Consider the following 16,468-nt stretch of genomic DNA (forward strand, 5'->3'; position numbering starts at 1 on the left):
CGGGTGATTCGCCGACATGGAACGTGAACAACGCTCGATCCTGCTTTTGGGAGGATCGCGCCAGCAGGTCGTGGCGATCGAGTGCGCCAAGCGCCTCGGGTACCACACGGTGCTCTGCGACTATCTGCCCGACAACCCCGGTCAGTACGCGGCGGACGTCTTCTACCAGGAGAGCACGACCGACCGCGCGCGCATGCTCGAGATCGCGCGGGCCGAGGGCGTGTCCGGCGTGCTCGCCTACGCCTCCGACCCCGCCGCGCTGACGGCGGCCTATGTGGCCGAGGAGCTCGGGCTTCCCACGAACCCGCTCGCTTCGGTGGAGACCCTGAGCACGAAGCACCTGTTCCGCCGCTATCTGTCCGAGCACGGGTTCCCCGCGCCCGCCGCCCATCCCGTCACGGTGGATGCGGACCCGAGCGAGGTCGCGCAGCTGGCGGCGACCATGAGGCAGCCGGTCGTCATCAAGCCGACCGATTCGAGCGGCTCCAAGGGCGTGAGCGTGCTCGACGGACCCGATGCCGAGGAGGTGCGCCGCGCCCTTGAGGCTGCGGCCGCGTACTCGCGCAACGGCGTGCTGCTGCTCGAGGAGTACATCCGCGCGGGGTTCCCGCGCGTCATCGGCGGCGACGTGTTCGTCGTCGACGGCGAGGTCCGCTTCTGGGGCCTCATGTCGTGTTTGCGCGACGAGGAGCTCGGCGGCCTTGTGCCCATCGGCGAGCGCTGCCCCTCGGGGCTGTCCGCCGCCCAGGAGCGTGCCGTCCGCGAGCAGATTCAAGCGCTCGTGACCTCGCTCGGCATGCGCTTCGGCGAGTTCAACGTCGAGATCATCGTCGGCGAGGACGACACCCCGTACTTCCTCGAGCTCGGGGCGCGCGCCGGCGGCAACATGATCCCCGTCCAGCTTTCGGATATCTCCGGCGTGGACCTCATCGAGGCGAACGTGCGCTACGCCATGGGCGATTCCTCGCTTGACGTCGCCTTCGACGGCTCCGATGCCGCCTTTGCCACCTATGTGCTGCACACCGACCGCGAAGGTATCCTGCGCGGCGTCGAGACGGATCCCGACATCGCGCCGTGCATCTACCGCTCGGTGATGTACGTGGAGCCCGGGCAGCCGGTCGAGCGCTTCGACGGCGCCGGCAAGGCGCTCGGAATCTTCTTCCTGCGCTTTGACGATGTTGCGCATATGGAGGGCATGCTCGACGGCATCACCCGGCGTATACGCGCGGTGGTATCCTAGAGACCTATATGAACGATTCGCGCCCGGCAGCCGTCGGGCGCCTGCTTGCTTTTGACCCCTGAGGAGGACCCTCGATGCATCGAGATGCCCAATCGCTCGTGTCCGTCATCATCCCCATCTACAACGTCGAGAAGTTTCTCGACCAGTGCCTGGAGAGCGTGCTCGGGCAGACCTACCGCAACATCGAGGTCCTGTGCATCAACGACGGCAGCACCGATTCGTCGCCCGAGATCATCCGCCGCTTTGCCGCCAAGGACCCGCGCGTCCGCATGATCGACAAGGAGAACGGCGGCTACGGCATGGCCTGCAACCGCGGCCTGTCCGAGGCGCGCGGCGAGTGGATCTCGATCATCGAGCCCGATGACTGGATCGATGCCGGCATGTACGGCGATATGCTGACCTTCGCCGCGAGCTTCGAGGAGACGATCGACATCGTCAAGTGCCCGTGGACCGATATCGTCGACTGGAATAACCCCAAGAAGCAGAACGCCGTGCGCTGCACGCTCGACGGCCTGTACCCGACGTCGACGGCGCCCGCGCCGCTGACCGCCATGCCGCGCCTCATCGAGATGCACCCTTCCATCTGGTCGGCCATCTACCGCCGCGCCTTCCTGGAAAAGAAGGGCATCAAGTTCATCGAGTACCCCGGCTCCGGTTGGGCTGACAACCCCTTCCTCGTCGAGGCCTTTTGCCAGACCGACGCCATCGTGTACTTCGACAAGCCGTACTACAACTATCGCTGCGACCTGCTCGGCTCGACGTGGAACCACAAGACGGAGGACCTCGTCGCGCGCCCGTTCGACCGCTGGATGACCATGACGAAGATCATGCAGCGCATCGGCGTCACCGACCGCGGGGTGTGGGAGGCGCACTACATGCGCGGCTTCAACTACATCCGCGGCGCCATCACCGATGACGGTTTCAAGCACCCGGTCGTCCAGAAGAAGATCCGCGAGGTCTTCGCGATGATGGACGACGACCTCGTGGTCTCGATGGTGAGCCTCAACAAGGGCCGCAAGAAGTTCTACTTCGCGATGCAGGACAAGCCCTGCCCCAAGGTGAAGTTCACCGGCGAGCGCATGAGCTACCTCGTCGACGAGGGCAAGCACATGCTGCACCTCTACGGCGTGTACGGCCTGCTGCTGCGCGTGTTCCGCCGTATCCGCCGCATCGGCTTCACCGAGGTCGACGTCGCCCAGAAGCGCTACTGAAAGTTCGGGGACAGGTCCCAAACTTTCACCAGGACGGGTTCAGCCGTCATAAACGCGGACGGCCGGGGTGGAAGCGCCCCGGCCGTCCGTTTTTGTGACAGCTGAACCCGTCCTAATTGTCATCAAAGATGCGTGGTATCCTCAACGTTTGTGTATCGCGATAGAAGGGAACTTCCATGGAAGAGATGCCCAAGACATACGATCCGGCGGAAAACGAGCCCAAGATCCTCCAGAAGTGGCTTGACGGCGGCTACTACCAGCGCCGTCCGGGTGTGGGCGACTGCACCGTCACCATCCCGCCGCCGAACGTCACCGGCAAGCTGCACATGGGCCACGCGCTCGACGACTCCATCCAGGACGCCATCGTGCGCCAGGCGCGCATGCGCGGTCGCTCCACGCAGTGGATCCTCGGCACCGACCACGCCGGCATCGCCACGCAGACGAAGGTCGACAAGAAGCTCAAGGAGGAGGGCAAGAACCGCCTCGAGATGGGCCGCGACGCCTTCATCGACGCCTGCTGGGACTGGACCCATGAGTACGGCGGCACCATCAAGGAGCAGATCAAGCGCATGGGCTGCTCGGTCGACTTCGACAACGAGCGCTTCACCATGGACGCCGACTACGCCGAGGCGGTCCGTAAGGTCTTCTGCGACTGGTACCACGACGGCCTGATCTACCGCGGCAAGCGCATCGTCAACTGGTGCCCCTCCTGCACGACCGCGATCTCGGACGACGAGGCGGAGTACAAGGAGGAGTCCGGCCACCTGTGGCACCTGCGCTACCCGCTGACCGAGCCGGTCAACGGCCAGGAGTACATCGTCGTCGCCACGACGCGCCCCGAAACCATGCTCGGCGACACGGGCGTTGCCGTCTCCCCGAAGGACCCCGAGAAGGCCGCCTTCGTGGGCAAGACCGTGATGCTGCCCATCGTGAACCGCGAGATCCCCATCTTCGAGGACTGGCACGTGGACGCGGGCTTCGGCTCCGGCTTCGTGAAGGTCACGCCTGCGCATGACCCCAACGACTACGCCATGGGCGCCGCGCACGACCTGCCGCAGATCAACATCTTCGACGAGCACGCCGTCGTGGTCGAGGGCTACGGCGAGTTTTCCGGCATGACCCGTGACGAGTGCCGCGAGGCCGTCGTCGCGTGGTTCGAAGAGCACGGCCTGCTCGATCACATCGAGGAGCACGACCACTCCGTCATGCACTGCTACCGCTGCGACACCACGCTCGAGCCCTGGCTGTCCGAGCAGTGGTTCGTTGCCGTCGACAAGCTGAAGGGCGCTGCCATCGAGGCCGTCGAGAGCGGCCGCGTGCGCTTCAACGCCGAGCGCTGGAAGCAGAGCTACCTCACCTGGATGGAGAACCTGAAGGACTGGTGCATCTCGCGCCAGCTGTGGTGGGGCCATCGCATCCCCGTGTTCTACTGCGAGGACTGCGGCTGGGAGGACGCGTCGATGGAGGACATCGACGTGTGCCCGAAGTGCGGCGGCCACCACGTGCATCAGGACGAGAACGTGCTCGACACCTGGTTCAGCTCGCAGCTGTGGACCTTCGCCACGCAGGGCTGGCCGCAGAATCCCGCGGCGCTCGAGGGGCATCACCCCACGACGGCGCTCGTGACCGCGCGCGACATCATCGCGCTGTGGGTCGCCCGCATGATCATGAGCTCCGAGTACTTCCTGGGCGAGGAGCCGTTCCGCGACGTCGTCATCTACCCGACGATCCTCGCCAAGGACGGCAGCCGCATGTCCAAGTCGAAGGGCAACGGCGTCGACCCCATGGACCTCATGGACAAGTATGGCGCCGACGCCATGCGCTTCAACCTGCTGTCGCTTTTCACCAACAACCAGGACGTCAAGTTCGACGCCGATATCGACAAGAAGACGCACGAGTTTTTGGGTAGCCCGCGCACCGAGCAGGCGCGCGCGTTCGTGACCAAGATCTGGAACGCCAGCCGCTTCCTGCTGATGAACATGGAGGGCTATACGCCGGGCGAGCCGGTTGCCGAGACCGCCGCTGACGCCTGGATGTTCAGCCGCCTGGCCAAGACCGTGAAGTCCGTGACCGAGGGCGTCGAGGGCTACACCTTCGGCGACGTGGCACGCAGCGTCCAGTCGTTCTTCTGGAACGAGGTCTGCGACTGGTACGTCGAGGTCACGAAGGCCCGCCTCAAGGACGAGGGCGCCCGCCTACAGGCGCAGCGCAACCTCATCTTCGTGCTGGACACCTCGCTGCGCCTCATGCACCCGCTCATGCCGTTCGTGACCGAGGCCATCTGGGACGCCATGCCCGCGAGCTGCCTCGATATGGACGGCGAGCGCGCCGAGGCCCTCATGATTGCCGCGTGGCCCGAGCCCGCTGACTACGAGAAGTGGGTAAATGAGCCCGCCGAGCTCGCCTTCGAGCTGACCCGCGCCGTGGTGACCGACGTGCGCTCCACGCGCGCCCGGTACCGCCTGAGCCCCAAGGAGGCCCTGCCGGTCGTGGTGTGCGCCCATAGCGACGTCGCCGCGCAGGCCATCGACGGCATGAACGGCTTCATCTGCAGCCTGGCGAACGTGAGCGAGCTCACGGTTGCCGGCGAGGAGGGCTTCGCCAAGCCCGAGGCCGCCATCGCTCTCGCCGGTCCCGACTTCGATGCGTATGTGGTCGTGGGCGACCTTGTGGACTTCGCCGCCGAGAAGGCGCGCATCGAGAAGGCCATCGCCAAGGACGAGAAGGAGCTCGCGAGCGCCAACAAGACGCTTTCCAATGAGGGTTTCATCGCCAAGGCCGCGCCCGAGGTCGTCGCCAAGAAGCGCGAGCGCGCCGAGGAGCTGGCCGCCGAGATCGCCGCGCTGAAGGCTCAGTTGACCGATTTCGCGTAACGGTTTGAGTTCGTTCCGATGAAATCGGATGCGACCGATTGAGGTTGATTTTGCGCCGCTCCAGACAGTTAGTCTGGGGCGGCGCTCTTTTCTGCCCCCGAATGTAGGAGTGTGCATCATAAAACATTATGCCGAGCACAGGGACACAAGATGATGATGATGGAGCGGTTTTCCGCTTCGGTGAAATTGTGTTTGATTTTCGAGTCTCTTCGCTCCACACGCGCCGTACCGCCCGACAACGCCGCAGGTATTTCCTGCGGCGTTGTCGGGCGGTACGGCGCGTGTGGACGAATCGCTCTTCAAAATCGTACAGAATAAAAGTCAGGTACCCGATTTGCCGGAATGTACGCTATATGTTGGGGCGCATTCCCGAATTGCATGCGCCCCATACCTTGCCCGCTGCATGATTGCTGCAATGGGTCCTTAGGGTATTGCCTAGGCGATGCCCATGTATTCCTTCATGCCCTCGATGGCCACCTTCGCGCCCGCGACCGCATGCACGACGGTGCGGGGGCCCGTCGCCACGTCGCCTGCCGCAAAGATGCCGGGGACGGTGCACATGTTCTTCTCATCCACCTCGAGCAGGCCGCGGTCGTTGGTGGCCAGGCCGTCGGTGGTGAGCACGAGCTTGTTCTTAGGCAGCTGCGACACGGCGATCATGACGGTGTCGCACCTTACGTGGTCGAGTTCGTCTTCGTAGCCTACGACCTCGCCGTTCTCGTCGAAGATCGCCGTGCGGAAGACCGGGCCCTCCTTCTCGATGGCGATAACGTCTTTGCCGCGCACGATCTCGCAGCCCTCGAGCTCCGCGTACTCGACCTCTTCCGAGCTCGCCGTGACGCTGTTGGTGTTGGAGTACAGGGTCACCCGGTGCGCGCCGTGGCGCAGGGCTGTGCGCGCCACGTCCATGGCGACGTTGCCCACGCCGATGATCGCCACGTCTTGCCCCACGGTCACGGAATCGGGGTCGACGAGGTAATCGATGCCGAACAGGACGTTGCCGCGCGCCTGGCCGCGGATGTCGAGCTTGCGGGCGCGCCAGGTGCCCGTGCCCACGAACACGCAGTCGTAGCCGTCGCGGAAGAGGTCGTCGATGTGCAGGGAGCCGCCGATGGTGGTCGAGGGGCGCAGGTGTACGCCAAGCGAGGTCATGATGTCGCGATAGCGGCTCACGAGCTCCTTCGACAGGCGGAACTCCGGGATTCCGTAGCGCAGCACGCCGCCAACCTCGGCCTTCTGCTCGAACACGGTGACGTCGCAGCCGGCCTCGGCCATCTTGATGGCGACGGTGATGCCCGCGGGGCCCGATCCGATGACGGCGACGGACTTGCCGTTCGGCTCCGCGCGCTTGGGCTGATAGCGGTCGAGGAAGGTGCGGGAGATGTAGCTCTCGATGCTCGAGAAGTGCACCGGGTTCCCCTTGCGACCCTGGATGCAGTTGCCCTCGCACTGGTTGGAGTGGTTGCAGATAAGCGAGCACACGGCGCTCATGGGGTTGTTGTCGAACAGCAGCGCGCCCGCCTCGTCCATCTTGCGCTCCTTGAACAGGCGGATGACCTCGGGGATGGGCGTGTGGACGGGACATCCCTTGATCTGGCACATCGCGCGCTTGCACCCGAGACACCGGTTGGCTTCTTCAACAACATGAATCGACATGCTCTTCTCCCATCGCTTACGTTGCGTTCTGCTTTGACGCCGAAATGGTGTGCGGCTATCTCTAACATAGAGGTTTTGCGCGCTCGATAGCGTGCGGCAACGTGCTCTTAATGTGGTTTTGTTCTATGCGCCAGCAGCGGAGGCGAATACAGGCTGCGAATCAGGTACCGGTACCTACGGGTTCGCCGCGGCGCGGGGTGTCGCTGCCGGTTTGCCCGCATCGGCCCGGGCGGGGACGGCGCGTGGTAGTATCTAGCGTGCCGCCTCAGGTGACGCGGCGCTCTGGATCACATGAAACGTAGGAGCTGACCCTCTATGCCTCAACGAACCGATGTGTACGCGGTGCCCTTCGAGGTGCCGGAGCTTTCCTTTGACGAGGCGGTGGCGCTCGCCGCCGATACCGGCAAGATCTCCGGCGACGCGGGTCCGCTGCTGGAGACCGTTATCGACATGCTCGACGAGCTCAAGCGGCCCGATGAGCACTACGACTGCATTCAAGTTGCCGGCACCAACGGCAAGACGTCGACCACGCGCTTTACCGCGGCGATCCTGCACGGCGAGGGGTTGAAGACTGCCCTCTATACGTCGCCGCAGCTCGTGCGCTATCCCGAGCGCATGGAGATAGATGGCCAGGTGGTTTCCGACGACGCGTTCGCCCATGGTGTGTCGGCAGCCGTGGAGGCGGGCCGCCGCGTCAACGCTGCCCGCGCGGCGGCGGGGGAGCGAGCCTACACCATCACGCCCTTCGACCTGCTGACCGTGGCGGCGCTCGTCGTGTTCGCCGAGGCGCGCGTCGACGTCGCGGTGCTCGAGGTCGGCATGGGAGGCCGCTGGGACGCCACGAGCGCGACCGATCCGGTTGCCGTCGCCATCACGGGCATCGGCCTCGACCACATCCGCATCCTGGGCGATACGCTCGAGGCCATCGCGGGCGAGAAGGCTGCCGTCATCAAGCCGGGCCGCGCAGTGGTGTTGGGGGAGGGCACGCACGAGCCCAGCGTCCAGCGCGTGATGGACGAGCGCTGTTCGGCCTGCGGTGTCGACCCTCTCGTGGTCGCGCGCCGGGTGCGTTCGCTGCCGAGCGCGCTGGGGGAGCCGGTGGCGTTCTCTGTCGATACCCCGCGCGCCTCCTACGAGCTGAGCATTCCCAAGCCGAGCTACCAGCCGCAAAACGCTGCCTGCTCCGTATTTCTGGCGGAGGCCTATCTCGGCCGCGCGCTTGATGCCGCTGTGCTCCAGGAAAGCCTGGCGACTTGTCCCACGCCGGGCCGCTTCGACGTGGTGCGCACCGATCCGCTCGTGCTGATCGATGCCTGCCATAATCCTCAGAGCTGCGAGAACTTCGTCAGCGCGCTCGATGAGTTCGGCGATGACGTTGCTGCGCGCCCCCTGCTGCTCATGGCGGCGCTTTCCGACAAGGACGTCGACGGCATCGTCCGCACGCTGGTCCCGGCGTTTCCGCGGGTGGCCGTGACGGCGACGGCATCCGACCGTGCGCTTGCCCCGGACGAGCTCGCGCGCCTCGTTGGCGACGAGCTCACCCGCGAGGGGAGGCCGAAGACGGACCTCGCTGCGGTGTACCCGACGGTCGCAGAGGCGCTCGATGCCCTGACGGCGGCAGGTGAGCCCGTTGTCGCCGCCGGCACGATCACGCTTGCGGGCGAGGTCGCGGGTCTGCTGCGCTCCTAGTTGCCCCTCAACCTCTCGATGTCCACTTTCAGGACGGAGATGTTTTGGGTCATCGGTACATGGCAGAGGTGTGGTCAAACCGTCAAGTTGGACTTAAAGGTTAATGTCTGCTCTATACTGATTCCAATCGATAACGATTGGAGCGGTACCACCGTATGAGCAAAACCGTAGTCTCGCATCGCGCCATGGTGCGCCCTTGGGCTCGCGTGGCCTGCACGGCCGGCCTGACGGCCGTCCTTACCTGCGCGGGCGCCCTGACCCCGTGGGCGGGGAGCGCGTACGCCGCCTCGAGCGCCACGATGGCCGAGCTTGAGCAGCTGACCGCCCAGGTGCGCGATGCCGCTGCAGCCCACGACGAGGCGATGGCGACCGCCGCCGACCTCGATGCCCAGATCTCCACCCAGGCGGCCGAGATCGTCCACATCGAGCAGGAGGTCCTGCCCGCCCAGCGCGAGCGCGCCTCCCAGGCTGCCGCCAATCTCTACAAGATGCGCGAGACGTCGGGCAACATCGTCTCGATGCTCTTCTCCACAAGCTCGCTTTCCGACTTCATCACCTCGATGAAGTATCTGACCACCATCCAGGACGGCAACGTCGATATCCTGGAGGACCTCGAGGAGACGCGCTCCGAGCTCTCGACCCGCCTGGCGGAGCTCTCGTCCATGAAGGACCAGGCCGTCCAGCAGGAGCAGCTCGCCTCCGATGCGCTCCAGCAGGTGAGCGAGGCGCAGGCCGCCATGCAGCAGCGCGCTAACAGCGAGGATGCCGCCGAGGCGGAGGCTGCGCGCAAGGCCGCCGAGGAGGCTGCAGCCCTGCAGCGCCAGATGGAGGAGAAGGCCGCAGCTGAGCAGCAGACGGCGGCCCAGGAGCAGCAGACCGCCCAGCCCGAGCAGCAGCCCGCACAGGACACCCAGCCTGCACCCGAGCAGGATGCGACGCCGTCCGAGCCGACGCAGGAGACCCCCGAGCAGCAGCCTGCCGAGGACCCCGAGCCCGAGCAGCCGGTCGAGGACGATTCCTCGTCCAACGCGAGCGGCTGGATGTCGGGCGTGGCCTCCCACTACGGCACGGGTGACGGCTTCATGGGCGGTACCACCGCGAGCGGCGATATCGTGACCGAGACCTCCATGGGCGTGGCCATGCTCGATGTGCCGCTGGGCACTTATGTCGAGATCCGCTATAACGGCAAGTCGGTCGTCGCCGTGGTGAACGACCGCGGTCCTTACGTGCACGGCCGCGTGATCGACATGCAGCCCGCTGTTGCCCGCGCGCTCGGATTCCTGTCCGTCGGCGTCGGCACGGTGGAGTATCGCTTCCTGTAGCGCACCTGAACTGAATGCGACCTCAAGGCGCCCTGCGGCAGATGTTGCGGGGCGCCTTGCTGTCGCGTGCCCGAGCGCCGTGCCGCGCGAGCCGTCCCGCCGTCCTGCCGTCTGGACTACAATGGGCGGGACCGAATCCAGACGCAAGAGAATCGAGGAGAGATGGCACAGGTTGACGAGGCGCGTGTCGCGCGGGTCCTGGAGCGGCTCGAGGCGGGGCATCCGGGAAGCCAGCTTCTGGTGACGGATCCCTGGTCGATCTTCTACCTTACGGGCTTTTACGCTGAGATGTTCGAGCGCTTCTCGGGTGTGCTGCTGCGCGCGGGTGCGCGCCCGGTCATCTTCGACAACGCCCTGTATCCCATCGATGCCTACGACAACGCGGACGTCGTGGTGTTCAACGACACCGATGACCTTGCCTCCGTCCTCATGGATCGCATCGATCCGACCGCACCGCTCGGCATCGACGCGAGCATGCGCTCGGGCTTCCTCATCCCGCTGCAGGAGCGCGAGGCTGCGTCCTCGTTTTTCCTCGGCTCCTATGCCGTGGCCGATACCCGTGCGCACAAGGATGCCCGCGAGCGGGAGCTCATGCGGCAGTCGAGTCGCATCAACGACGCGGTGATGGCCGAGCTGCCCGCCCTCGTGCACGAGGGCGTCACCGAGCACGAGATCGCCTCGCAGATGCTCACTCTCTACCGCAAGCACGGTGCGCAGGGCTTTTCGTTCCCGCCGATCGTGAGCTTCGGCGGGAACGCGGCGAACCCGCATCATGAGCCCGACGACACGGCGCTTGCCACCGGGCAGGTCGCGCTGTTCGACATCGGCGGTCAGTACGAAGGCTACTGCTCCGATATGACCCGCACCTTCTTCTGGGGTGAGCCCGACGAGGAGTCGCGGCGCATCTACGATATCGTGCGGCGGGCGAACGAGGCCGCCGAGACGCTCGTGGCGCCGGGCGTCCGCTTCTGCGACCTCGATCGCGCGGCGCGCCGGGTGATCGAGGACGCCGGCTACGGCCCGTACTTCACCCATCGGTTGGGTCACTCCATCGGCCTTCAGGACCACGAGCCGGGCGACGTGTCGGCCGTGAACGAGGCTGTCGTGGAAGCGGGCATGACGTTTTCCATCGAGCCGGGCATCTACCTGCCCGGACGCACGGGCGTGCGCATCGAGGACCTGGTGCTCGTGACCGAGGACGGCTGCGAGATCCTGAACTCCTACACCAAGGAGCCGTGCCGGATCGACCGGTAGGGCAGCGCCCCGCGCTTGGTCGCCCATTGCCCCGGGGCGCGTCGGTGTACACTATGTCGAAAGCGTGTCGCCGCGCGGGCGTGTGAGGACACGCGGTAAAATGAACCGAATTGTATCGCGAACGAGACTGAAAGGTTGTTCTGCCATGTCTCAATACATCCAGGAGATCATGTCGCCTGAGCTCATGGGGGCCATCTACGCTTTCGTGGGCTTCATCGCCGCGCTCTACGTGCTCTCCGTCGTGTACGTGTTCATCGACGCCAAGCGCCGCGGTGCGGGTCTGTTCTGGGTGTGGGGCATCGTCGCGCTCATCCCGTTCGTGGGTCTCATCGCCTACCTGGTGCTGCGTCCCAACTCCTACCTCGCCGATCGCGAGGAGCAGGAGCTCGACATGGCGCTGCGTGAGCGTCAGCTCGCCCAGTACGGCACCTGCCCGCAGTGCGGAAGCCCCATCGAGAAGGACTTCGTGGTGTGCCCCGTGTGCAACACGCAGGTGCGCAACGTGTGCCCGAGCTGCCATCGCCCGCTCGACGCGCACTGGAAGGTCTGCCCGTACTGCCGCACCCACATCCAGTAACACGGAATGCTCAGCGCCCCCGGCCCCACAGCCGGGGGCGCTTTTGGCCTCATTGGGGACGTAGCCGGGAGGCGCCAAGCCCCGCCCCGCCCCGCCGCGCAGAAAACGGCGCGACGGGGCGGGGCGGGGCTTGGCGCCTCCCGGCTACGTCCCCAATGAGGCCAAGGCCGCCCTGTGCGCTTTCGGAACGCATCGGGGCCCTGGGATGTTCCCTTGGCGCGCATCCGGCCGTGGGCGATGTTCCGATAGCGCGCAGCCGGGCGCGCAGCGGCGGCGTGCGGGACCCCGGCCATCGGGCGCGCCCGCGCAATGTCCCAAAACATCTCCGTCCTGAAAGTGGACATGTAACGGTTTCGGGGTGGCGAGCGGTGGTGCTAGACCTCGGACGCTAACAGTGGTACAACAGATGCACCCACGACACGAAGGGGTTTGAATTCATGCAGATCGCGTTCGCACATAACGTTCGAACTCAGACTATCTAGGCGTCTGTCTCATCGCATGGCCGGCAGGCCACGGACAGGCGCCGCATATCGCTCGCCGTCACATACCGTGACGAGCGGGCGTTTTTCTTGACCCCGACGTCTCCAGAAAGAGGATTCACATGAAAGCGCTGTATAACGACGGTTCCGTAGCCGAGCTTCCGGCTGACGAGGTCACGCACGTCATCCGTCACTCCGCGGCCCATATCATGGCCCAGGCCATCAAGCGCCTGTACCCCGAGGCCGACTTCGCCTACGGCCCGGCGACCGACAACGGCTTCTACTACGATGTCGACCTGGGTGAGGCCAAGCTCTCCGAGGACGACCTTCCCGCCATCGAGGCCGAGATGAAGAAGATCGTGAAGGAGAACCTCAAGTTCACGACCTTCGAGCTGCCTCGCGCCGAGGCCATCAAGCTCATGGAGGAGCGCGGCGAGAAGTACAAGGTCGAGCACATCGGCGACCTCGATGAGGACGCGCGCATCACCTTCTTCCAGCAGGGCGAGTACATCGACATGTGCGTCGGCCCGCACATCACCTACACGAAGGCGCTCAAGGCCTTCAAGCTCACGGGCGTGTCCGGCGCCTACTGGAAGGCCGATAAGAACAACAAGATGCTCACGCGCGTGAACGGCACGGCGTTTGCCACCAAGGAGGAGCTCGACGAGCACCTGCGCATGCTCGAGGAGGCCAAGAAGCGCGACCACCGCAAGATCGGCCGCGAGATGGACCTGTTCATGATGCGCGACGAGGCCCCGGGCTTCCCGTTCTTCCTGCCCAACGGCATGATCCTGAAGAACCAGCTGCTCGATTACTGGCGCGAGATCCATCATAAGGCGGGCTACGTCGAGATCTCCACGCCGCTCATCATGAACAAGCAGCTGTGGAAGACCTCCGGCCATTGGGATCACTACAAGGACAACATGTACTCCACGATCATCGACGAGGAGGAGTACTGCATCAAGCCGATGAACTGCCCGGGCGGCGTGCTCGTGTACAAGAGCCATCCGCACAGCTATCGCGAGCTGCCCATCCGCGCCGGCGAGATCGGCCTGGTGCACCGCCACGAGCTCAAGGGCGCCCTGCACGGCCTGTTCCGCGTGCGCTGCTTCAACCAGGATGATGCGCACCTGTTCGTGCGTCCCGACCAGCTGACCGATGAGATCGTGGGCGTGGTGAACCTGATCGACTCCGTGTACCAGAAGTTCGGCTTCACCTATCACCTCGAGCTTTCCACGCGCCCCGAGGACTCCATGGGCTCCGATGAGGATTGGGAGCGCGCCGAGGCCGGCCTGCGCGAGGCGCTCGACCGCCTGGGCAAGGACTACGTCATCAACGAGGGCGATGGCGCCTTCTACGGTCCCAAGATCGACTTCCACCTGGAGGACTCGCTCGGTCGTACCTGGCAGTGCGGCACCGTCCAGCTCGACTTCCAGATGCCGATCAACTTCGACCTGGAGTACGCCGACGCTGATGGCACCAAGAAGCGTCCGATCATGCTGCATCGCGTGGCCTTCGGCTCCATCGAGCGCTTCATCGGCATCCTGATCGAGCACTACGCGGGCAAGTTCCCCACCTGGCTCGCGCCGGTTCAGGTGAAGGTTCTGCCCGTGTCCGAGAAGAGCCGCGCCTACGCGCACACCGTTGCCGATCAGCTTGACGCCGCCGGTATCCGCGTGGTCGTGGATGACCGTGACGAGAAGATCGGCTACAAGATTCGCGAGGCCCGCGGCGTGGACCGTGTGCCCTACATGCTGATCTTGGGCGAGAAGGAGGCCGAGGCCGGCAACATCTCGGTGCGCGACCGCACGAACGAGACGCACGAGTCGACCGTCGAGGACTTCATCGCGCAGCTCGCCGTCGAGATCTCCGAGCGCCGCAGCTAACGACCGATTGCCGGGCCGCTCCCTTGGGAGCGGCCCGTTCCATGTTGGCCTCATTGGGGACGTAGCCGGGAGGCGCCAAAAATGGCGCCTCCCGGCTACGTCCCCAATGAGGCCAAGGCCGCCCTGTGCGCTTTCGGAACGCATCGGGGCCCTGGGATGTTCCCTTGGCGCGCATCCGGCCGCGGGCGATGTTCCGATAGCGCGCAGCCGGGCGCGCAGCGGCGGCGTGCGGGGCACCGGCCATCGGGCGCGCCCGCGCAATGTCCCAAAACATCTCCGTCCTGAAAGTGGACATCAATTAGTTTGCGCGGTGCAGGCGTGCGGCAGGTATACTAGACGAGTACGCACGAACGGGGAGGGTGATTGCGCGTGACGCAGGCGAATACAGAGCTCGCTCAGGAGTTCTCTGCTGCCGCACATGCACGTGCGTCCTGGTTCGTTCGTGCCGGAAACGTTCCCGAGGCAATCGCGAAGCTCGGGCTCATCGGCCCCTCCGACCGCCTTGTCGTGCGCGCTAACGATTTCACCAAGGCCTTCCTGCGCCATTTCGGCTCCGGCGTGCTCACCTTCGCGAAGGACGATTCCGCCGAGGCTTTCGTCGATGCCACCTGGTCGGCTCAGCATCCTGCGGCGACTGGCCGCATGGAGCCGCGCGAGGAGGGGCACGCCTCCTACGCCGACGGTGCCGGCGCCCGCTTCGACCGGGTGTTCTGGTTCGTGAACTCCATCGGCTGCCGTGGCCTGCGCGTGCCCGACCTGCGTTCACTTGCCGCTGCCGCTCGCGAAGCCGGGGCATTGCTCATCGTGGACAATACCGTCGCCTCGACGTACTGCTGCCAGCCGCTCGCGCTCGGCGCCCATATGGTTTTCGAGGCGCTCGACCGCGTGGCAGCCGGTCTCCTCCGTACCAAGGCCGTTGCCATCTCCGTTGCCCGCGACATCGTGGGGAAGGGGAGAAAGCAACAGGTCGATGCGCTTGCGCATCAGGCGTACTGCATGCTTGCCCAGCGCTTGGGAGGGGAGTACTTGCAGGTTCGCTTCAACGTGGACGACGAGGACCTTTCCGTCATCGCTGCCGGCATGGAGACGCTTGCCGACCGCATGCAGCGCCACATGGACCACGCACGCGTTATCGCCGAGTACCTTTCTGCCAACCCGTTCGTTCCCAGCGTGAGCTATCCGGGACTCAAGGGGCATCCCGATCACGGCATCGCCGCCAACGTGCTGACCCACGGCTTCGGCCCTGCTATCGATTTCGAGCTCCCGGGTTCCGCGACTGCCGGCTCCTTCATCGAAGGCTGCTCCTGCGCCGGCCGCGCCCAAGCCGCCGGCGGTCCCTACACGCGCCTGTCGGCCCTCGATGGCGACGACGCGCGCTTCATCCGCCTGTTCGCGGGCGTCGACGACCCGCTGGACATCGTGGACAGTCTCGAGCAGGCCATGCGCCTGTACTGCAATCCTCCCCACGCCTGATAGGAAGCGATGCGCAGGCGGGAGATTTCGCCGCCACAACCTGATATGACATGTTCGATCCATGCATCGGGGAGGATGTTATGGACCCTTCATTTACCTCTGCAAACCTCATCGAGGCGCTGCTTTTGGGCGTCGCGCTCGCCATGGACGCCATGGCCGTCACCCTATCGAACACCCTGTGCGAGCCGGATATGCCGCGCGTGAAGAAGCTGGCCATGCCGGTGGCCTTCGCGCTGTTCCAGATGGGCATGCCCATCGCCGGATACTTCGGAGGCACCCTCGTCGCACCGCTTATCGAGGCGTATGCGGGCATCGTGTCGTTTGCGATCCTGGCGTTCGTCGGCGGCAAGATGATCTGGGAGGCGGTACATGAGCTGCGCGAGCCCGAGAGCTGCTCGCCGACGCGTCTGACGTGGGCGACGATCGGCATGGAGGCTATCGCAACCTCGATCGATGCCTTCGTCGTGGGCGTCTCGTTTGCGGCGAGCGGCAAGGACATCGTGCTGTACGGCGGCGCTATCGGCGTCACGACCTTCCTGTGCTGCCTGGCCGTGATCTTCATCGGCCGCAGGCTCGGTGCGCACTTCGGTCCGCGCGCCACCATCGCCGGTGGCATCGTGCTGCTGCTCATCGGCCTCAAAGCCCTCATCAGCTAAACCTGACAGGTAGGACAGTTCCCACTATCATGTTTTTCGCCGCGATGCCATTCGGTGCTAACGGAGCGCGTTTCGCAGGCATTCACCAGAAGCTGCGCGCGAACGTATGACAGGGGAGCACGTCCTGCCTGTCATACGTGTGCGACGGTTCG

Annotated in this window: 11 protein-coding genes; 10 read left to right on the plus strand and 1 reads right to left on the minus strand. The window is 65.2% G+C overall.

Annotation, left to right across the window (positions count from 1 at the left end; genetic code table 11):
* Positions 1–16: 16 nt before the first annotated feature.
* The 3 genes from H6A16_RS06345 to H6A16_RS06355 all read left to right on the plus strand — a co-directional run bounded on the left by H6A16_RS06345 (position 17) and on the right by H6A16_RS06355 (position 5,324).
* Positions 17–1,240: a hypothetical protein gene (locus H6A16_RS06345; protein WP_204617263.1), complete on the plus strand. Its 1,224-nt coding sequence runs from the start codon at positions 17–19 to the stop codon at positions 1,238–1,240.
* A 74-nt stretch (positions 1,241–1,314) separates the two neighbouring features.
* Positions 1,315–2,451, plus strand: a complete 1,137-nt coding sequence (locus H6A16_RS06350; RefSeq protein ID WP_204617265.1) for a glycosyltransferase — start codon at positions 1,315–1,317, stop codon at positions 2,449–2,451.
* 176 nt (positions 2,452–2,627) lie between these two features.
* Positions 2,628–5,324: a valine--tRNA ligase gene (locus tag H6A16_RS06355; RefSeq protein ID WP_204617267.1), complete on the plus strand. Its 2,697-nt coding sequence runs from the start codon at positions 2,628–2,630 to the stop codon at positions 5,322–5,324.
* A 435-nt stretch (positions 5,325–5,759) separates the two neighbouring features.
* On the opposite strand, the gene H6A16_RS06360 is transcribed toward H6A16_RS06355, so the two are convergent.
* On the minus strand, positions 5,760–6,980 hold the full coding sequence (locus H6A16_RS06360) for an FAD-dependent oxidoreductase (protein ID WP_204617269.1): 1,221 nt from the start codon (positions 6,978–6,980) through the stop codon (positions 5,760–5,762).
* A gap of 315 nt (positions 6,981–7,295) precedes the next feature.
* Here H6A16_RS06360 and H6A16_RS06365 point away from each other — a divergent pair, with 315 nt between their 5' ends.
* The 7 genes from H6A16_RS06365 to H6A16_RS06395 all read left to right on the plus strand — a co-directional run bounded on the left by H6A16_RS06365 (position 7,296) and on the right by H6A16_RS06395 (position 16,316).
* Positions 7,296–8,669: a bifunctional folylpolyglutamate synthase/dihydrofolate synthase gene (locus tag H6A16_RS06365; protein ID WP_204617271.1), complete on the plus strand. Its 1,374-nt coding sequence runs from the start codon at positions 7,296–7,298 to the stop codon at positions 8,667–8,669.
* Between the two features lie 155 nt (positions 8,670–8,824).
* Positions 8,825–9,991 carry an RlpA-like double-psi beta-barrel domain-containing protein gene (locus H6A16_RS06370; RefSeq protein ID WP_239458247.1) on the plus strand — a complete coding sequence of 389 codons (1,167 nt, stop codon included), beginning with the start codon at positions 8,825–8,827 and terminating at the stop codon, positions 9,989–9,991.
* A 162-nt stretch (positions 9,992–10,153) separates the two neighbouring features.
* Positions 10,154–11,245 carry a M24 family metallopeptidase gene (locus H6A16_RS06375; RefSeq protein ID WP_204617274.1) on the plus strand — a complete coding sequence of 364 codons (1,092 nt, stop codon included), beginning with the start codon at positions 10,154–10,156 and terminating at the stop codon, positions 11,243–11,245.
* 145 nt (positions 11,246–11,390) lie between these two features.
* Positions 11,391–11,822 (plus strand): double zinc ribbon domain-containing protein, encoded by a 432-nt coding sequence (locus H6A16_RS06380; protein ID WP_204617276.1) that lies wholly within the window; start codon positions 11,391–11,393, stop codon positions 11,820–11,822.
* Between the two features lie 601 nt (positions 11,823–12,423).
* Positions 12,424–14,187 carry a threonine--tRNA ligase gene (gene thrS, locus H6A16_RS06385; protein ID WP_204617278.1) on the plus strand — a complete coding sequence of 588 codons (1,764 nt, stop codon included), beginning with the start codon at positions 12,424–12,426 and terminating at the stop codon, positions 14,185–14,187.
* A gap of 369 nt (positions 14,188–14,556) precedes the next feature.
* On the plus strand, positions 14,557–15,660 hold the full coding sequence (locus H6A16_RS06390; RefSeq protein WP_342589724.1) for a PLP-dependent transferase: 1,104 nt from the start codon (positions 14,557–14,559) through the stop codon (positions 15,658–15,660).
* An 80-nt stretch (positions 15,661–15,740) separates the two neighbouring features.
* Entirely contained in the window at positions 15,741–16,316 is a 576-nt protein-coding gene (locus H6A16_RS06395; RefSeq protein WP_204617280.1) for a manganese efflux pump MntP family protein, read from the plus strand.
* Positions 16,317–16,468 lie beyond the last annotated feature (152 nt).

The sequence above is a fragment of the Collinsella tanakaei genome (genome assembly GCF_016900375.1).
Lineage (GTDB): Bacteria > Actinomycetota > Coriobacteriia > Coriobacteriales > Coriobacteriaceae > Collinsella.